This window comes from Leeuwenhoekiella palythoae, from assembly GCF_900130045.1.
Lineage (GTDB): Bacteria > Bacteroidota > Bacteroidia > Flavobacteriales > Flavobacteriaceae > Leeuwenhoekiella > Leeuwenhoekiella palythoae.
This window is the reverse complement of the sequence record NZ_FQXT01000006.1, coordinates 143,745-160,341: the sequence shown is the minus strand read 5'-3', so window position 1 is coordinate 160,341 and position 16,597 is coordinate 143,745. Positions and strand designations below refer to the sequence as shown.

At 40.7% G+C, this 16,597-nt stretch carries 16 protein-coding genes; 10 read left to right on the top strand and 6 right to left on the bottom strand.

The annotated features are described in order from the left end of the window. Window positions 1–100 precede the first annotated feature (100 nt). The gene (locus tag BUA96_RS15560; protein WP_072984661.1) at window positions 101–1,423 is read left to right on the top strand and encodes a hypothetical protein; all 1,323 of its coding nucleotides are present in this window, start codon (window positions 101–103) and stop codon (window positions 1,421–1,423) included. 127 nt (window positions 1,424–1,550) lie between these two features. Here BUA96_RS15560 and BUA96_RS17320 read toward each other — a convergent pair whose 3' ends face one another. Together BUA96_RS17320 and BUA96_RS15555 are read right to left on the bottom strand one after the other, a co-directional pair. Then, window positions 1,551–1,697 carry a hypothetical protein gene (locus tag BUA96_RS17320; RefSeq protein ID WP_164916945.1) on the bottom strand — a complete coding sequence of 49 codons (147 nt, stop codon included), beginning with the start codon at window positions 1,695–1,697 and terminating at the stop codon, window positions 1,551–1,553. Between the two features lie 59 nt (window positions 1,698–1,756). Further along, window positions 1,757–2,341, bottom strand: a complete 585-nt coding sequence (locus BUA96_RS15555) for an RNA polymerase sigma factor (RefSeq protein WP_072984659.1) — start codon at window positions 2,339–2,341, stop codon at window positions 1,757–1,759. Between the two features lie 225 nt (window positions 2,342–2,566). Between BUA96_RS15555 and uvrA the strand changes: the two genes are divergently transcribed. From uvrA to BUA96_RS15515, 8 genes are all read left to right on the top strand, one after another. Continuing rightward, window positions 2,567–5,350, top strand: coding sequence for an excinuclease ABC subunit UvrA (gene uvrA / locus BUA96_RS15550; RefSeq protein ID WP_072984657.1), 2,784 nt, complete (start codon window positions 2,567–2,569; stop codon window positions 5,348–5,350). A 340-nt stretch (window positions 5,351–5,690) separates the two neighbouring features. After that, window positions 5,691–6,236, top strand: a complete 546-nt coding sequence (locus tag BUA96_RS15545; protein WP_072984655.1) for a hypothetical protein — start codon at window positions 5,691–5,693, stop codon at window positions 6,234–6,236. A 132-nt stretch (window positions 6,237–6,368) separates the two neighbouring features. Continuing rightward, window positions 6,369–7,784: a tRNA uridine-5-carboxymethylaminomethyl(34) synthesis GTPase MnmE gene (gene mnmE / locus BUA96_RS15540; protein ID WP_072984653.1), complete on the top strand. Its 1,416-nt coding sequence runs from the start codon at window positions 6,369–6,371 to the stop codon at window positions 7,782–7,784. Between the two features lie 25 nt (window positions 7,785–7,809). Next, entirely contained in the window at window positions 7,810–9,615 is a 1,806-nt protein-coding gene (locus tag BUA96_RS15535; RefSeq protein WP_072984908.1) for a family 43 glycosylhydrolase, read from the top strand. Window positions 9,616–9,763: 148 nt separating this feature from the next. Beyond that, complete coding sequence (locus BUA96_RS15530) at window positions 9,764–10,309, top strand: hypothetical protein (RefSeq protein WP_072984652.1); 546 nt, start codon at window positions 9,764–9,766, stop codon at window positions 10,307–10,309. Further along, window positions 10,303–11,154: an ABC transporter ATP-binding protein gene (locus BUA96_RS15525; RefSeq protein WP_072984651.1), complete on the top strand. Its 852-nt coding sequence runs from the start codon at window positions 10,303–10,305 to the stop codon at window positions 11,152–11,154. Before BUA96_RS15530 ends, BUA96_RS15525 begins: the two co-directional genes overlap by 7 nt. Further along, the gene (locus tag BUA96_RS15520) at window positions 11,151–11,981 is read left to right on the top strand and encodes an ABC transporter permease (protein ID WP_072984650.1); all 831 of its coding nucleotides are present in this window, start codon (window positions 11,151–11,153) and stop codon (window positions 11,979–11,981) included. Before BUA96_RS15525 ends, BUA96_RS15520 begins: the two co-directional genes overlap by 4 nt. Next, window positions 11,978–12,637 carry a hypothetical protein gene (locus BUA96_RS15515; RefSeq protein ID WP_072984648.1) on the top strand — a complete coding sequence of 220 codons (660 nt, stop codon included), beginning with the start codon at window positions 11,978–11,980 and terminating at the stop codon, window positions 12,635–12,637. The genes BUA96_RS15520 and BUA96_RS15515 overlap by 4 nt, the downstream gene beginning before the upstream one ends. Before the next feature lie 2 nt (window positions 12,638–12,639). Here the strand turns inward: BUA96_RS15515 and BUA96_RS15510 are convergent, their stop codons facing one another. The 3 genes from BUA96_RS15510 to BUA96_RS15500 are packed head-to-tail and all read right to left on the bottom strand — an operon-like array spanning window position 12,640 to window position 15,416. Continuing rightward, window positions 12,640–14,601: a heavy metal translocating P-type ATPase gene (locus BUA96_RS15510; RefSeq protein ID WP_072984906.1), complete on the bottom strand. Its 1,962-nt coding sequence runs from the start codon at window positions 14,599–14,601 to the stop codon at window positions 12,640–12,642. A gap of 42 nt (window positions 14,602–14,643) precedes the next feature. After that, complete coding sequence (locus tag BUA96_RS15505) at window positions 14,644–15,060, bottom strand: Fur family transcriptional regulator (protein ID WP_072984646.1); 417 nt, start codon at window positions 15,058–15,060, stop codon at window positions 14,644–14,646. After that, complete coding sequence (locus BUA96_RS15500; RefSeq protein WP_072984644.1) at window positions 15,057–15,416, bottom strand: winged helix-turn-helix transcriptional regulator; 360 nt, start codon at window positions 15,414–15,416, stop codon at window positions 15,057–15,059. Before BUA96_RS15500 ends, BUA96_RS15505 begins: the two co-directional genes overlap by 4 nt. A 93-nt stretch (window positions 15,417–15,509) precedes the next feature. On the opposite strand from BUA96_RS15500, the gene BUA96_RS15495 reads away from it, so the two are divergent. Next, window positions 15,510–16,142, top strand: a complete 633-nt coding sequence (locus tag BUA96_RS15495) for a nitroreductase family protein (protein WP_072984642.1) — start codon at window positions 15,510–15,512, stop codon at window positions 16,140–16,142. 120 nt (window positions 16,143–16,262) lie between these two features. On the opposite strand, the gene BUA96_RS15490 is transcribed toward BUA96_RS15495, so the two are convergent. Further along, on the bottom strand, window positions 16,263–16,562 hold the full coding sequence (locus tag BUA96_RS15490) for a hypothetical protein (protein ID WP_009779456.1): 300 nt from the start codon (window positions 16,560–16,562) through the stop codon (window positions 16,263–16,265). Window positions 16,563–16,597 lie beyond the last annotated feature (35 nt).

Below are 16,597 nucleotides of genomic sequence, written 5' to 3'. Positions count from 1 at the left end.
TCGGATTAACGTTCATTTTTATAGATGAACAACCACAAAATGCTGTTTTAAAAAAGTTTAATTTCTGCTTGTTTAATTTTAAACTAGAAATTAGAATTTTATGAGCAGAACGCTACTCTTTTTCTTTCTTATGATGTGTGCCAACCTGAGTATTGGTCAAGCTTTAAGTCACTTAGATGGTACGGTGAACATCTCTTTAGAAGATGAAACCATCGATGCCACATACACATTAAGCAATCTACCTGTGGATACACAGACCTTGTCGTTTAGACTCAATGAGTTTATCAAGGTAAAATCGATCTCCCTAAATGGTGAGCGCATTGCTTCTAGCAAAGTTCCTCAAAACTGTACTGATTGTTTGATCTATACCGTTCTGGTAGGCTGCGAGGTGGTAATCACGCCACAATCTACACTTACGATTGTTACCGAGGGAAAGTTTAAAAATTTTGATAGCGAAGGTGGAGCAAAACGTTACAAAGGGCAATTAGTATATTCTAACGGTGTTCTAAGAGCGACCAATTCAGATAAATGGTATCCTGAGATCGTCAATAAATCGAGTAATATCTCAGATTACATGGATCCTTTTAATTATACCTACAGCATTACCGCTAATTGCGAAGATTGTGATAAAATTTATATAGGTAAAGGGCAACCGCAGCCAAGTGGGACTGAATTTACAAATGCCCAGGCCGAAGGAGATTTAGTTTTATTGGCCGGTAATCTTGAATATCAAACCGGAAAATATGCTAATTACATAAATGTTCCTCAAGAAGCCATCCCCGCACTTGAGGCTAAGTTTGCTAAAACGCGCGGATTTCTAGAAGAATTGACCCAAGTATCACCCAATGACAAAGTAGTCTATGCGCAAGTAAGTTCGCCGGTATATGGTAATGAATCTACATACAATACAATCATCAACACAGGGGCGCAAGTTGACGTTAAGAAAATAGACGATGCCATAGAAGAAGGTGATGCCTACTTTTATATGGCAAGTGCTTTTAAACCGGAAAGTCAGTTAGACCGTATGCTTCTTCAATCTTTAGCGAAATATGTAAAACTGCGTTATCTGAAAAAATACAGTGTTGATCAATACAATAACCTAAACTCCTTCTTAGAAGGAAACACTTCTAATTCCGGTCTGGCTTCAGAGAGACGCGAACTTAGCGCGTTGCTTATTTCTCCTGAACAGTTTAAAATTTTGGAAAACGAAATCGGAGAAGCAGAAATGAATGCGTTCATCTCCAATGTTTTTCAGAATTTGAGAGTGGGTAAACGCAGTATGCAAGCATTCACAGATAGTTTCAATCAAATTCAACTTGCTAATAAATCAGAACGTTTTGCTCAATTAGAGAAAAACCTGCAAACACAATTCGAATTAAGATCAACAATTCCAGATGCACGAGAAGTCATTACAGAATACTAACACATAAACTCGGGGCAACTCTTAAAAGCATTCTCTGAGAAAATTATTATTCTGAGCCAGCCTTGAGGAGATTATACCCTTTGGCGGCGCCAAAAAAAAGACCCGCAAGTTGCGGGTCTTTTCAGTTTTAATTGAGAAGATTCTCAAACTTCCCAAATTTGGTATTCATAACACTTAAAGCCTTAGAATAATTTAAAATGCGGTCAACCGTCTCTTGGGTCGGTTTTAAATTGTTGTCAAGCGCGCACGCTTTTTTTGAGTAAATGTTTTCCATATAAATGACGTTTGGTTAATAGTCCCTATATAACGCACACTTTCTGGATTTAGTCTATCTTAATTTGTTAAAACTATATTGTTTTTCTCAATCACTTTACGCAGGTTGATCAGTGCATAACGCATACGACCTAAGGCGGTATTGATGCTCACATCAGTGCGCTCTGCTATCTCTTTAAAACTCATATCTTTATAGATGCGCATCACCAAAACATCGCGCTGATCTTCAGGAAGTTCGTCAATAAGTTTACGTACATCTTCTTCCACCTGATCTTTGATAATTCTTTTTTCAGCATTTAGATCAGGATCTCCTAAAACAGAAAAAATATTGAAGTCGCCCGTGTTATCAAATTTTGGCATTCGCTTATTCTTTCTAAAATGGTCTATAACCAGATTATGCGAAATGCGCATTACCCAGGGTAAAAATTTACCCTCTTCATTATAACCACCGCGTTTTAGCGTGCGTATGACTTTGATAAAGGTGTCTTGAAAAATATCTTCGGTTACATCACGGTCATAAACCTTTGAATAAATAAAACTATATACTCGTTGCTGATGTCTCGAAATTAATATAGAAAGTGCCGACTCGTCGCCTTTAATATAGCTGCTCACCAGAGTCGCGTCTGTAGTTAACATTTCTTCCATAAAATTACTTTTGTAGGTTAAATTTGGCCTTAGGGCCGGTAAAAATTTTAAAAAGTAATTTTAAGGTATAGGCGTTCTGTTAATGTTAATACAAACCAAATATAACAACTTTCATTCCAAATAAACAACACGTCCTGTACAATTTTAACATTAACAGGACGTTGGCCAAATCTTTGAGCGCGTATCAATCCTATAAATTATCTTTGCATACCTATACAAATTGCTATGATTGTTGACGTTTCAAAAGCCAACCCTAAAGAGAATATTATCATTAAAGGGGCCAAGCTTCATAACCTAAAAAATATAAATACCATTATTCCACGTAACAAGCTGGTTGTGATAACCGGTTTGTCTGGATCAGGAAAATCAAGTCTTGCTTTTGACACGCTTTATGCCGAAGGTCAGCGCAGGTATGTAGAAAGCCTGTCGTCGTATGCACGGCAATTTTTGGGCCGACTTAACAAACCAAAGGTTGACTATATAAAAGGTATTGCACCCGCGATCGCTATCGAGCAAAAGGTAAACAGTACTAATCCGCGCTCAACCGTAGGAACGTCTACTGAAATTTACGATTACCTCAAATTGCTTTTTGCCCGAATTGGGAAGACCTACTCTCCTATCTCTGGTGATGAGGTTAAGAAGGATACCGTGACCGATGTTGTAGATTATGTAAAGCAGTTTGATGAGCGTAGCAAACTCTTATTACTTGCTCCCTTTCTAGTTGAAGAAGGACGCAAAATTGAAGAAAAACTTAATATCCTTCAGCAGCAAGGTTACGCACGGATTAAAGTCAATGACACCGTCGTACGTATTGATGAAGCCGGAAGTATCAAAAAAACAGACAAACTCTTTCTAGTGGTAGACCGAATTATCAAAAAAGATGATGAAGACTTTTACAATCGCTTAGCTGATGCCGTGCAAACGGCCTTTTATGAGGGTAAAGGAGAAGCTTTTATTGAAGATCTTGATACCGGCAAGCAACGTCACTTTAGCAATAGTTTTGAATTGGACGGCATGAGCTTTTTAGAGCCTAATGTGCATTTGTTCAGTTTTAACAATCCTTATGGCGCTTGCCCTACGTGTGAAGGTTACGGTGATGTGATTGGTATTGATGAAGATTTGGCCGTTCCAAACACAGCACTTTCAGTTTATGAAAATGCTGTATTTCCTTGGCGTGGCGATAGTATGAGTTACTATCGCGACCAGCTGGTAAACAACGCTTATAAATTTGATTTCCCTATTCACAAACCTTATTTTGAGCTCAGCGACGCGCAAAAAGAGTTGTTATGGAATGGAAATCAGTATTTTGAAGGTATTCATCAATTTTTTGAATTTTTGGAGTCCAAAGCATATAAAATTCAAAATCGGGTGATGTTGTCACGCTACCGCGGAAAAACGCGTTGTAAAACCTGTGGTGGCAAACGTCTGCGTAAAGAGGCGAATTATGTCAAAATTGGTGGAACTACAATCACAGACCTTGTAGGGCTTCCGCTTAATAAAGTGGCTGACTTTTTTAAGAATCTTCAACTGAGTGAACACGATAGCAAAATCGCAAAACGTCTGCTTACTGAGATCGAGAGTCGATTAGAATTCTTGTCTAAAGTAGGCTTAAATTACCTTACGTTAAACCGAAAATCAAATACCCTTTCCGGAGGAGAATCTCAACGAATCAACCTTGCGACTTCATTGGGAAGCAGCCTTGTGGGATCTATGTATATACTAGATGAGCCCAGCATTGGCCTCCACCCGAAAGATACCGAACGTCTTATAGAAGTTCTTAAAAATCTTAGAGATTTAGGAAATACGGTGATCGTTGTAGAACATGATGAAGACATTATGAAAGCAGCAGATGAGATTATCGATATTGGTCCGGAAGCCGGAACCTTTGGCGGTGATGTTGTTGCTGTGGGTACGTATGATGAGATTCTAAAAAGTGAATCACTTACCGCAAAATATCTCAATGGTGATCTTGAAATTAAAGTCCCTGAAAAACGCCGGGAATCTAAATATTATGTTGAGGTCAAAGGCGCACGAGAAAACAACCTGAAAAATATAGATGTACGTTTCCCGTTAGGAATGTTTGTCGCAGTAACCGGAGTTTCCGGAAGTGGTAAAAGTACGCTGGTAAAAAAACTGCTCTACCCTGCCCTACTTAAAGAAACCGGCGGTTATGGTGAGAAAATGGGCCAAATGACCGGGATTGAAGGAAAGTTTGATAATATCAATCATATTGAATTTGTAGATCAAAATCCTATTGGTCGTTCTTCACGTTCCAATCCTGTGACCTACATCAAAGCCTATGATGATATTCGTTCGCTTTTTGCTGGTCAGAAATTGAGTAAAATCAGAAATTTCCAAACCAAACATTTCTCCTTTAATGTTGATGGGGGGCGTTGTGAAAATTGTAAAGGCGAAGGCGAAGTCACCATTGAGATGCAGTTTATGGCAGATGTGCATCTAGAATGCGAAGTATGTAAAGGCAAACGCTTTAAAAAAGAGGTGCTTGAGGTTACGTTTGAAGACAAGAATATTGATGACATACTTAATATGACCATCGATGATGCTATTGCCTTTTTTAAAGAGCACAAGCAAGATAAAATCACCCGCAAGCTTAAACCTTTGCAAGATGTGGGCTTAGGCTATGTCACTTTAGGGCAAAGTTCGTCTACCCTTTCTGGTGGCGAGGCACAGCGTATCAAGCTCGCTTCCTTTTTAGTCAAAGGCACTTCCAAAGAAAAGAATCTATTTATTTTTGACGAACCTACTACAGGTTTGCACTTTCATGATATTCAGAAATTGCTTACTTCCTTTCAGGCATTGATCAAAAAAGGACATTCTATTCTTGTTGTTGAACACAATTTAGACCTGATCAAATGTGCAGATCACGTAATTGATTTAGGTCTTGAAGGTGGCGAAAACGGCGGATATCTCATCGCTTCAGGAACCCCGGAAGAGGTTGCTAAAAATAAAAAATCATATACTGCTCCTTATCTAAAAGACAAACTTTAATGGAAAATAACATATCATAGGCAAGTTTGTCTCCCGCGACCGGGCAGTTCTATAAAGCATTATTTGGAAACCAATTTTCAATTTTTAGGCATCTCGATAACCTTCGGTACGGAGTAATAAACCCTTTGTAGTGCCCATAAAATTGTAAAACAGTCAAGAGGTGTGATTTTTTCACACCTCTTTTTTTTATTTAAAATTATTCAATTTCATATACTTAAACTCCACAAAACTCTTCCCAGTACTATCACAAATACGTGATTTTAATTTTTGGCACGCGGTTTGGTTTATACTTATCAGAACCGAGACAACGCAACGCGCGTTATCTCAAAAACTAAAAATTATGAAACGCACCTTACTCTTTTTAGCAGTAAGCTTCGTAGTCGGAGTTTCTGCACAGGCAAATGAACGTTTACAAGGGCAAACGCGTACAGCAAATACTGCAAGCAAATTGCAATTGGAACCTGTAGTTTTTATAGAACGTGGTGTTGAATTTTTAGTTTATCCTGACGGAACATTAGATTTTAATCTCCCACCAGCGTCGATAAGCTTGAATGGTAGAAGGGTAAACCAGATTTATTACAATCCCAATTCGGTTTATGGTTCAAATCAAGCGTATCGTAAAGGATATATTCAATACAACCGTAATGGTCAAGTAGCACAAATAGGTAATTTGAACATTGATTATCATCGTAATGGAAGTGTTGAAAAGATAGGTGATATAGCGCTTACTTATAAAAAAGGACGCCTAGCTAAAATAGGAAATTTAAAAATGCACTATGATAGAAGCGGGCGTATTTATAAGCAAACGGGGACTATCAGTAAAGCATATAAAGTACACGGTGTACGCTCGCAAACGGTTTATAGTACGCGTAGTCGTAGGTCATAATGATAAACCCCACGATCGTGGGACATAGTTTGATTTTTTTGGTTGGTTAGTTAGTTGAAAATCCTCGATACTTTAGTGTATCGGGGATTTTTTATGGGCTGTTGCGAGCTGCTTATTTTGTAATTTTGCAGCATGCAAATTCAAGACACTATAGCTGCATTAGCGACTGCGCCAGGCGCTGGAGCAATTGCTGTAATTCGGGTTTCAGGAACTCAGGCGCTTTCGATCGTTTCTGATCTTTTTCAAGCGAAAAGCAAAAAAAAGCTGATCGAGCAAGATTCGCACACGCTTCATCTGGGCAACATTATTGATGGTTCCCGGATCATTGATGAAGTTTTAGTTTCTATTTTTAAAGGGAAACGCTCCTATACCGGAGAGCCGACGGTTGAAATTTCGTGTCACGGTAGTTCTTACATTCAGCAAGAAATTCTTCAGCTTTTATTTAGAAATGGCTGCCGGGCAGCAAAAGCCGGCGAATTTACTCTACGTGCGTTCATCAACGGGAAAATGGATTTGAGTCAGGCGGAAGCTGTAGCAGATCTCATCGCCAGTGATAACGCTGGAGCGCATCAGATCGCTATGCAGCAAATGCGCGGCGGTTTCTCAAACGAAATTGCTCAGCTGCGTCAAGAATTACTCAATTTTGCTTCGCTTATCGAGCTCGAACTTGACTTTGCTGAAGAAGATGTGGAATTTGCCAATCGCGAAGAATTTCAGCAATTAATATCAAAAATTACACGCGTTCTTAAACGACTTATCGACTCTTTTGCAACCGGAAATGTGATCAAAAACGGAATTCCTGTGGCTATTGTGGGCGAACCTAATGTGGGTAAATCAACCTTATTGAACGCCTTGCTCAACGAAGAACGTGCTATTGTTAGTGATATCGCCGGTACTACTAGAGATACTATCGAAGATGAAATTTCAATAGGTGGTATTGGTTTCCGGTTTATAGATACGGCGGGAATCCGCGAAACCGCAGATGTTATTGAAGGTTTGGGGATTAAAAAAACCTTTGAAAAGATCGCACAAGCTCAGGTGGTTCTTTACCTGATCAATTCTGAAAAATTTAAAGATCAAGCCGAATTATTTACGGTGGAAATACAAAAGATAAGAAATCGCTTCCCAGACAAGCCATTGGTCCTAGTAGCCAACAAGATCGATCACCTCACGGAAGCTGAACAAGAATCGATCAACAACCAACTTGCCAAACTGGTCTCAGAAGGTAACAAATCGGCGGTTTTGCTAATTTCAGCTAAAACCGGAACTGGTGTTGAAGCACTTAAGGAGCAGTTGCTTCAGTTTGTGAATACCGGAGCCCTTCGCAATAATGAAACTCTGGTAACCAACTCCCGTCATTACGACGCCCTACTCAAAGCTTTAGAAGAAATTGAAAAAGTACAACTGGGCATCGATGCCGGCTTAAGCGGTGATTTGTTGGCAATCGATATTCGAGAAGCTTTGTATCACTTTGGCGAAATCACAGGTCAGGTCACTAACGATGAATTGCTGGGCAATATTTTTGCTAATTTTTGTATTGGAAAGTAAGCCTCCTATTGAAAAAATAACTCCTATGAAAAAACTACAGTTACTTCCAGTATTCATTTTCTTGCTCCTAAATTCGTTGAGCAGAGCGCAAGAGATGATCCCTGAAAGCTATATCAATCCCCTAGATATTGATTATACCTATATGGTCTATAATTCGAGTAAGAACATATCGTACCGCTCGGGTGCAGACCCTGCGGTGATCGAGTTTCGTGGGGAGTATTATATGTTTGTCACCCGCTCCTTTGGTTATTGGCATTCTACTGATCTGGTTAATTGGGAATTCATCAAACCCAAACAATGGTTTTTTGAGGGAAGCAACGCTCCTACCGCATTTAATTATAAAGATTCGCTGGTTTATTTTGCCGGAGATCCTGCAGGATATGGTAGTATCTTATATACCGATAATCCCAAGGAAGGATTATGGAATCCGGTAGCTTCCATAAGCAACAACATTCAGGATTCTGAATTGTTTATTGACGACGATGGCAAAACCTATTTGTATTGGGGTTCGTCAAATGTGCATCCCATTCGGGTCAAAATGCTCAATAAAAATGATCGTATGTTAGAAACCGGCGTAACCAAGGATCTCATCAATCTGGATGAAGAAGCGCACGGCTGGGAGCGTTTTGGCGAAAACAACTTCCACCCTACCCTAAAAGAAGGCTATATGGAAGGCGCTTCGATGACCAAACATAATGGAAAATACTACCTGCAATACGCTGCGCCCGGCACACAATTCAATGTCTACGGAGACGGAGTTTATGTGGGCGAAACGCCGCTAGGTCCGTTTGAATATATGCCCAACAACCCGATGAGTTTTAAACCCGGAGGCTTTACCAACGGGGCGGGCCACGGGATCACGGTAAAGCAAACCAACGGGCAGTACTGGCATTTTGCAACGATGGCTCTGGCTTCTAACTCGCATTGGGAGCGCCGCCTGTGTATGTTTCCTACTTATTTTGATGAAGACGGACTCATGTATTCCAATACCAGTTATGGCGATTATCCGCGTCATGCGCCAAGCCACCCAACTAAAGCCGGTGAACATAACGGCTGGATGTTATTGTCCTATAAAGGGAAGGTGACCGTTTCGTCCTCGCAATTGCAAATCACCAAAAGCACGATTACTGATGGGGATTTTGAAGTCACCGAAATCCCTCAAAAAACCAATGCTAATGGAAGTATTCTTTCTGAAGTATTGACTGACGAAAACCCAAAGTCATTTTGGGTTGCTGAAGCGAATGATGCACAGCAATGGGTTAGTATCGAAATGAATAAGCCCGGAAATATATATGCACTACAACTGAATTTTCACGATCACGAAAGCGGGATCTACACGCGTGTTGAGGGCTTAAAGCATCGCTTTATCATTGAAGCTTCAGAGGATGGCAAAACCTGGGAAACCGTTATCGATCGTTCTAAAAGTTATAAAGACACGCCCAATGCCTATCTGGTGTTAAACCAACCGGTAAAAGCACAGTACATCCGTTACAAAAACATCAAAGTTCCCGGCAATAATCTCGCACTCTCTGAAATTCGTGTCTTTGGAAAAGGATTTGGCAAAAAACCTACAAAGGTCAAAGCTTTTAAAGTAGCTCGACAACCTGACCGCAGGGATGCACAACTCACTTGGGATGTTATCAAAAACGCACAAGGCTATAACATTCGTTGGGGTATTGCTCCTGATAAACTGTATCAGTCGTGGTTGGTTTATAACGACCACGAGCTCTTTATGCGCTGTTTAGATCGGGATCAGACCTATTATTTTTCCATCGAAGCCTTTAATGAAAATGGGATCTCCGAAAAAACTGAGGTGATGAAGGTGGATTAATAATCTGCTTCTTTTTAGGCTATAACTATCAGATTTTTAATTCCGTCAGGTTAAACTGTATTTTTCTAAAAAATACAGTTAATCCTAAGCCTTTCTTGTTATCAAAACCTGTAAATGCGTATACTTGTAGCACTCAGCCCGTTTATTCATGCACTTTAGTGATTTACCCAAACAACCCAGCACCTTTGTTTCCTATTGGAATGTAGGCAAACTCTTATATGGCGCGTTGTTTTTGTTTATTCTGGAAACGGTTTTTTACTACACTAAATTTGTAGAAGCCTATACCGAAAAAACAATACTTATCATCGCGTTCTGGTTGTGGTGCCTGATGTTTTCTTTCATTCATATTTTTCTGGTGACTATGGATGTCTGGTCGCGTTTTCAAAACTACAAACGCATCAAAGATCACTTGTTTCAGCACGGGTTTACGCCTAAAATCGCAGAACATTACAAAGGCAGTAAATGCCAGCGCATGGCGTTATACGCTGCTGCTAAAGAATTAGGAATGCAAACAGAGATCGAACAGCATTATGCGCAAGCGGGTATAAAATGGTATCACTTTATCCCGCAGTTTATGATTCAGGATCCGTTGTTTCCTTTTAAAAAATACTTTTGGTCCCGTACCTTTTTAGAGAAATATTACGAACCAAAATTTGAATTTAGAAACGCGCAAAAAATCACAACGGAATGCTAAATGCGATCAAGCTGAGCAAATCCTATAAATCAGGAAAGGTGCTCGATGCGGTTTCGATTTCTCTTGAACCCGGAAAAATCAGCGGACTCTTAGGTCGCAACGGTGCCGGAAAAACCACACTTTTTAAAATACTTTGCGGTTTGATCACACCAGATGATGGAGCGGTACAGCAAGACTCCAAAAAAGCTAAACCTATTGGTGCCGTGATCGAAGAACCGGGACTGTACACCTACCTCAACGCTTACGAAAACCTCAAACTTTTTGCTCAAATTCAAGCTGCTCCGGCAGATCGCACTTCGCTGGAAAATTATTTAACTCAAGTGGGACTTCCACTAGATCGTAAAGATCCTGTGCGCAACTTTTCGATGGGGATGAAACAGCGTCTAGGGATTGCCATCGCATTACTCAATGCGCCTGATATACTCATTTTAGACGAACCTTTTTCTGGTTTGGATCCTACGGGAGTGGCTTCGCTAATTCAATTGATTAAAACGCTTGCGCAACAAAATATCGCAATCTTGGTTTCGTCGCATCTGATGGCAGAACTTCAAAAGTCCTGCGATTATCTTTATGTGATCGATCAAGGTAAAATCGTTAATGAAGGTCCTACGCAAACCCTGCTCAACGCACTTATTTCGGTGTATACACTCACCGGAACAGCTATTGAAAAAGCTCAAAGTCTTCAACCCTATGTGCTGCACGCCGAGACAAACACGGTGACCATCAATTGTGAACATATTCCGGTTTCAGTCGTACTCCGAAGCACTTTAGAAGAAGGGTTTGAGGTACATTCTTGTGTTCCCAACATTTCATTAGAACAACTTATAATTCCGCTTAACGCATGATACCTTTATTAAAAGCTGAATTATTTAAACTTTTTAGAGAAAGTAAAACCTGGTATGCGGTCGCTGCGGTCTTGCTTATCGAGTTTATCATTCTTATCGCCGCCTACTTTCAAGGGGCAACGATCTTAGAATTATTACTCGACAATCTACGCCAATCCTTCTATTTTGAGGGAACACTTTTAAACGGAAATTTGCTGCTCTACATCATTCTCAACTCGCTGTGGTTTAATCTACCGCTCATCTTAATGATCGTCAGCTCGGCCCTTATAACCGAAGAATACAAAAACGGCACATTAAAAACGCTGATGCTTCAGGCTGTAAGCAAGCGTAAATTAATGCTGGCTAAATACCTTACCTCAGCGATTTTCACATTGTTGATGTTGCTTTTGCTAATGACGAGTACCTTCCTCCTCGCCTACGGTATTTTTGGTAGCGGTGATCTGGTGGTCTATTTGGGAACGCTCAATTTTTTCCCTGCGGAAGAAGCATTTAAACGCATCCTGATGGCCTTCGCTTCGGGAACTTTGAGTATGCTTTTTTTTACCACGGTAAGCGTTACGCTTGGGATACTGTTGAAGGAACCTGCAAAAACCTGGATCGCCTCAGCATTCTTTCTTATTTTGAGTTCGCTGCTTTTAAAAGCCGATTTTGGTTTGGGTAGTATGGAACGTTTTTTCTTCGCTAAACTCACCAATTCCTGGCAGCGCTTTTTTGATTACGAATTGCAATTACAGGAGATTCTAATCGATAATATCGCGTTGACTATTTATACTTTTTTAGTCGCCCTTGGCGGAATGTACCTGTTTACCAAACAAGATGTAGGATGATAAAAACCTTGTATTTAATCGCTTTTTTACTGTTCGGTTTGAACTGCAATGCTCAGGAAATAGATGCCGATTTACTCGCTATAAAAGCAAAGATGGACGCCGTGAATACCTTTTCGGCAAAGCTTCAACTAGATCTCGACGCGCCGTTTATCAATATGCCCACCAAACGCGCTGAGATGGAATATCAGCGTGGAAAAGACCTCAAATTCTCGAGCGATGACTTTGTGATCTTACCCAAACGCGGTCTTGATTTTACGCTTTCTGAATTGTTTGAACATCCTTTTATCACTGTAGATCGCGGAATGCAAACCCTTGACGGAAACCAAGTAAAAGTGCTCAATGTGATTCCTACCGGTGACGACTCAGATATGGCGCTGGCAACCTTGTTTTTAGATACCGAACAACAGCGCATCGCCGCTTCAGAGATCACCACCAAAAAGAACGGCACTTACAAACTGAAGATGCAATATGATCAGGCATTGACCATACTGCCCAATTATGTGGAAGTTGCATTTGCTATCGAAAAGCTTAAAATCCCACTAAATTTTATGGGAAGTGACACCAAAATTGACCGCAAAACTATGCGGAATATGGATACCAAAACCGGCGTGTTGAAACTAAAAATAACCGATTACCAAATCGATCTTCAGCCTTAAGCTTAGTCCCACTTCATGTGCTGTAAACGAATCGCGTTTAAAATCGCGAGAAACGCCACGCCCACATCGGCAAACACCGCTTCCCACATCGTTGCGAGTCCGCCTGCACCAAGGATCAATACCGCAGCTTTTACGCCGAAGGCTAACGCGATATTCTGCCAAACAATTTTGCGGGTAGCTTTTCCTATTCGCATCGCTTGCGCCACCTTAGAAGGTTCGTCTGTCTGAATAATCACATCGGCAGTCTCTATCGCCACATCGCTTCCCAAACCGCCCATAGCAATCCCGACGTCAGCAGTTGCTAAAACCGGCGCATCGTTGATTCCATCGCCTATAAAGGCTACTTTGGTACTCCCTTGCGCCTGTAGTTGCTCAACCTCCCGCAGTTTATCTTCGGGTAGGAGCCCGCCATTTGCCCAAGTAATTCCAAGACTTTTAGCAACCTTTTGGGTAATGGTATCTTTATCTCCCGATAGCATCACAATCTGCTGTACACCGGCTTCCTTCAGCTTTTGAATAGCTGTTTTAGCATCAGGCTTGAGCTCATCGGCAACTACAATATAACCGGCGAAGTCACCGTCAATGGCAACGAGTACCAGAGTTTCTACGATATCCTCAAGACTTTTCGGAATCTCGATGTTATGGCTTTTCAGTAAAGTCGCATTACCGGCAAGCACCGTTTTGCCGTTGATCAACGCTTGCAAGCCTTTACCGCTATGCTCTTGAACCTCGCGCGCTTCTACGCTTGAACTTTCTACTTGATATTCCTGTATCGCCTTAGCTATGGGATGCGTTGATTGTGCTTCTAAGGCCTTTACATAAGTCATAAATTCTGCTTCGCTCCAGCCGTTTTCAGTTGCTATGGTTTTTATACGGAAAACTCCTTGCGTAAGCGTTCCCGTTTTATCAGTAACCACGAACTTCACTTTGGTTATCGCATCAAGAAAGGAGGCCCCTTTAAATAAAATTCCGTTACGGGATGCTGCTCCTAAACCTCCAAAATACCCCAACGGAATAGAGATCACCAAAGCACAAGGACAAGAGATCACCAAGAAAATCAAGGCACGATATAACCATTCTTTAAAAACATAATCGGCAACAAAGAAGTAAGGTAAAAAGGTTAATGCTAAGGCCAGAAAGGCGACGATAGGCGTGTAGACTTTAGCGAACTTGCGGATGAACAATTCGGTTTTTGACTTTCTCGTAGTGGCGTTCTGTACCAGTTCAAGAATACGTGCAATGGAACTTTCTGTAAAAATCGCAGTAGTTTCCAGTTCGATAACTCCATCGAGATTAATGCTTCCGGCATAAACGGTTTCTCCTTGTTTAACCGAATCCGGTTTGCTTTCGCCTGTTAATGCAGCCGTATTTAGAGAAGCTTTCGCGCTTAGCAAAGTTCCGTCTAAAGGTACTTTTTCACCTTTGCGCACCTGAACGCGTTCTCCTATTTTAACATCTTCAGGAGCCGTCGGAACAAATTTCCCCTCTCTAAAAACCATAGCTTCATTGGGTCGTACATCTAACAAGGCTTTGATGTTGTTCTTGGCCTTATCTACCGCAGCGTGCTGAAACAATTCGCCCACGGCATAAAACAACATTACCGTAACACCTTCGGGATATTCGCCTAAGATAAAAGCACCCAGCGTTGCGATGCTCATCAAAAGAAATTCAGTAAATACCGAACCCTTTTTAATACTCTCCCAACTGTCTTGAAGTACGGGAACCCCCACCGGGATATAAGCAATAATATACCAAATCAAGCGCCACGTACCTTTAAAAAAAGATGCTTCAAAATGGTCTAGCAACATTCCTGAAGCCAGCATCAAAAAACTAAAAAGTCCGGGCGCATAGGTTTTAAACGCTAGCGTACCGTGATGGTGATGTTCAGAAGTTCCTGATGTGCTATGTTTTGCGCAGCAACCTTCTTCAACGTGGTGCTCTGACGTATGCGTGTGTTCTTTCATAATGGAAAGTTCACTAAAAAAGCCGTGCAACAGAAGTGCATTTTAATAGGTGCTGCAGCTATCGCAAATACCTTTGACTACCAGATTAGCATCTTCTGCAATAAAACCATCAGGTAAATTGATATGCGGAATTTTATGCTCGGTTAGACAAATGGTTTTATCACAAGCGTTACAATGAAAATGAAGGTGCAGATCACGCTCAATATCGCACCGACAGCCGGGTTCACAGAGCGCATATTTGAGCACGCCGGTACCGTCGTCAATCTGGTGAACTACCCCTTTTTCTTCAAAAGTTTTTAGCGTGCGATAAACCGTGGTGCGATCCGCTTTAGTAAACGCCAACTCCAGATCTGACAAGCCTTGTGCCGAATTTTTTTCGGCCATAAACTTATAGATCAGCATACGCATCGCCGTAGGCCGAATGCCTTTATTTTGCAGTGTGCTTTCGATCTCTTTCACAGCGTTACCTTTTTAAAATCTTCAGTGATCAGAGCGCGATGCTTTATGCCCCATTCGGCAATGACATCGGTGAGTTCTTTTAGAGAAGCACCATAGTCTGTAATTTTGTAAAACACGCTTACCGGTTTAGTGTCAACTACGGTACGCTCAATGAGTTTATTCATCTCCAGATCTTTGAGTTCTCTACTCAGCATACGCCCGGAAATACCTTCTACCTCCCTGAGTAATTCAGAAAAACGCATACCTTGATAACACAAGCAAGCAATAATTGAAACTTTCCATTTACCGCTCAAGACATCCATCGTATCGTGAATGGCCCTAATTTTTTCGTTACAATTTAATTCATCCTCACACATAACCCGGTTACTCTAATGTTACTAGCTATTTTGTTACAAAGTTACTTTATGTAACCTCCCTTTGCTAATTTTGCTTAAAAATTATACTAGCATATGAGTTTATTAGACGATCTAAAATGGCGTTATGCAGCTAAAAGCATGAATGGCGCCGAAGTACCTCAGGAAAAACTGGATTATATTTTAGAAGCTGCCCGTTTAGCACCTTCTTCTTCAGGATTACAACCTTATAAAGTGTTTGTGATTACCAACAAAGAATTGCTTGAAAAAATCAAAAATGTTGCGTGGAATCAAAGTCAGGTTACTGATTGCTCGCATTTATTGGTTTTTGCTGCTTGGGATGGTTATACCAACGAGCGTGTAAGCGCAGTATTTAATTATACGATGGATCAGCGCGGCTTACCTCACGAAACTATGGATGATTACAAGCAAAATATTATGAGTTTGTACGAACCTTTAGGTAAAGAGTGGCAGGCAGATCACGCTTCAAAACAAAGTTATATCTCTTTTGCGATGGCCATCGCTGCTGCGGCAGAACAAAAAGTTGATGCAACGCCAATGGAAGGTTTTGTTCCTGCGGAAGTAGATAAATTATTAGAATTGGAAGGTTCTGGTTATAAAAGTACCTTGTTGCTCACTTTGGGCTATCGCGATGCCGATAATGATTGGTTAGTAAATATGAAAAAAGTGCGTACGCCTAAAGAAGATTTCATCACCGAAATTAAATAAGCATACAGCCCGAAGCATTCTACACTAAAGCTTTCAGGATTTAAACTTCCGAAAAGTGTAGCCATAAAAAAAGTCCGGATTCACAATCCGGACTTTCTCGTTGAGGGGAATCAAAATAAATTATTTAATTTTTTTAATGCTTTCAATGGTACCTTGACTTGAAGAAGTCTCAGTTTGTGCTTTAGGTTCGTAAGCTACCTCAAATTGCTCACCTACCGCATCATTATTTTTTAGGTCCATCACAAGTTCTGAATCACTTTCCAGAACCACGGCTTGATAGGCTTCGTCTGAGAAAAAATAGTACCCGCCTTCATAGCCATCAAAGGTGAGTTGTTGGGTGCTAGGATCATCATTCACCGGTATTACCGCGGTGCTTAAACTTAGTGTGATTATGCTGAATATGCTTAGTAAAGTTTTCATCGTTTAAAATTTATAATTCTAATTTACAAAGCATT

Coding starts and splice junctions, on each gene's coding strand:
- BUA96_RS15560 (WP_072984661.1), top strand. CDS start 101: ATGAGCAGAACGCTACTCTTTTTCTTTCTTATGATGTGTGCCAACCTG.
- BUA96_RS17320 (WP_164916945.1), bottom strand. CDS start 1,697: ATGGAAAACATTTACTCAAAAAAAGCGTGCGCGCTTGACAACAATTTA.
- BUA96_RS15555 (WP_072984659.1), bottom strand. CDS start 2,341: ATGGAAGAAATGTTAACTACAGACGCGACTCTGGTGAGCAGCTATATT.
- uvrA (WP_072984657.1), top strand. CDS start 2,567: ATGATTGTTGACGTTTCAAAAGCCAACCCTAAAGAGAATATTATCATT.
- BUA96_RS15545 (WP_072984655.1), top strand. CDS start 5,691: ATGAAACGCACCTTACTCTTTTTAGCAGTAAGCTTCGTAGTCGGAGTT.
- mnmE (WP_072984653.1), top strand. CDS start 6,369: ATGCAAATTCAAGACACTATAGCTGCATTAGCGACTGCGCCAGGCGCT.
- BUA96_RS15535 (WP_072984908.1), top strand. CDS start 7,810: ATGAAAAAACTACAGTTACTTCCAGTATTCATTTTCTTGCTCCTAAAT.
- BUA96_RS15530 (WP_072984652.1), top strand. CDS start 9,764: ATGCACTTTAGTGATTTACCCAAACAACCCAGCACCTTTGTTTCCTAT.
- BUA96_RS15525 (WP_072984651.1), top strand. CDS start 10,303: ATGCTAAATGCGATCAAGCTGAGCAAATCCTATAAATCAGGAAAGGTG.
- BUA96_RS15520 (WP_072984650.1), top strand. CDS start 11,151: ATGATACCTTTATTAAAAGCTGAATTATTTAAACTTTTTAGAGAAAGT.
- BUA96_RS15515 (WP_072984648.1), top strand. CDS start 11,978: ATGATAAAAACCTTGTATTTAATCGCTTTTTTACTGTTCGGTTTGAAC.
- BUA96_RS15510 (WP_072984906.1), bottom strand. CDS start 14,601: ATGAAAGAACACACGCATACGTCAGAGCACCACGTTGAAGAAGGTTGC.
- BUA96_RS15500 (WP_072984644.1), bottom strand. CDS start 15,416: ATGTGTGAGGATGAATTAAATTGTAACGAAAAAATTAGGGCCATTCAC.
- BUA96_RS15495 (WP_072984642.1), top strand. CDS start 15,510: ATGAGTTTATTAGACGATCTAAAATGGCGTTATGCAGCTAAAAGCATG.
- BUA96_RS15490 (WP_009779456.1), bottom strand. CDS start 16,562: ATGAAAACTTTACTAAGCATATTCAGCATAATCACACTAAGTTTAAGC.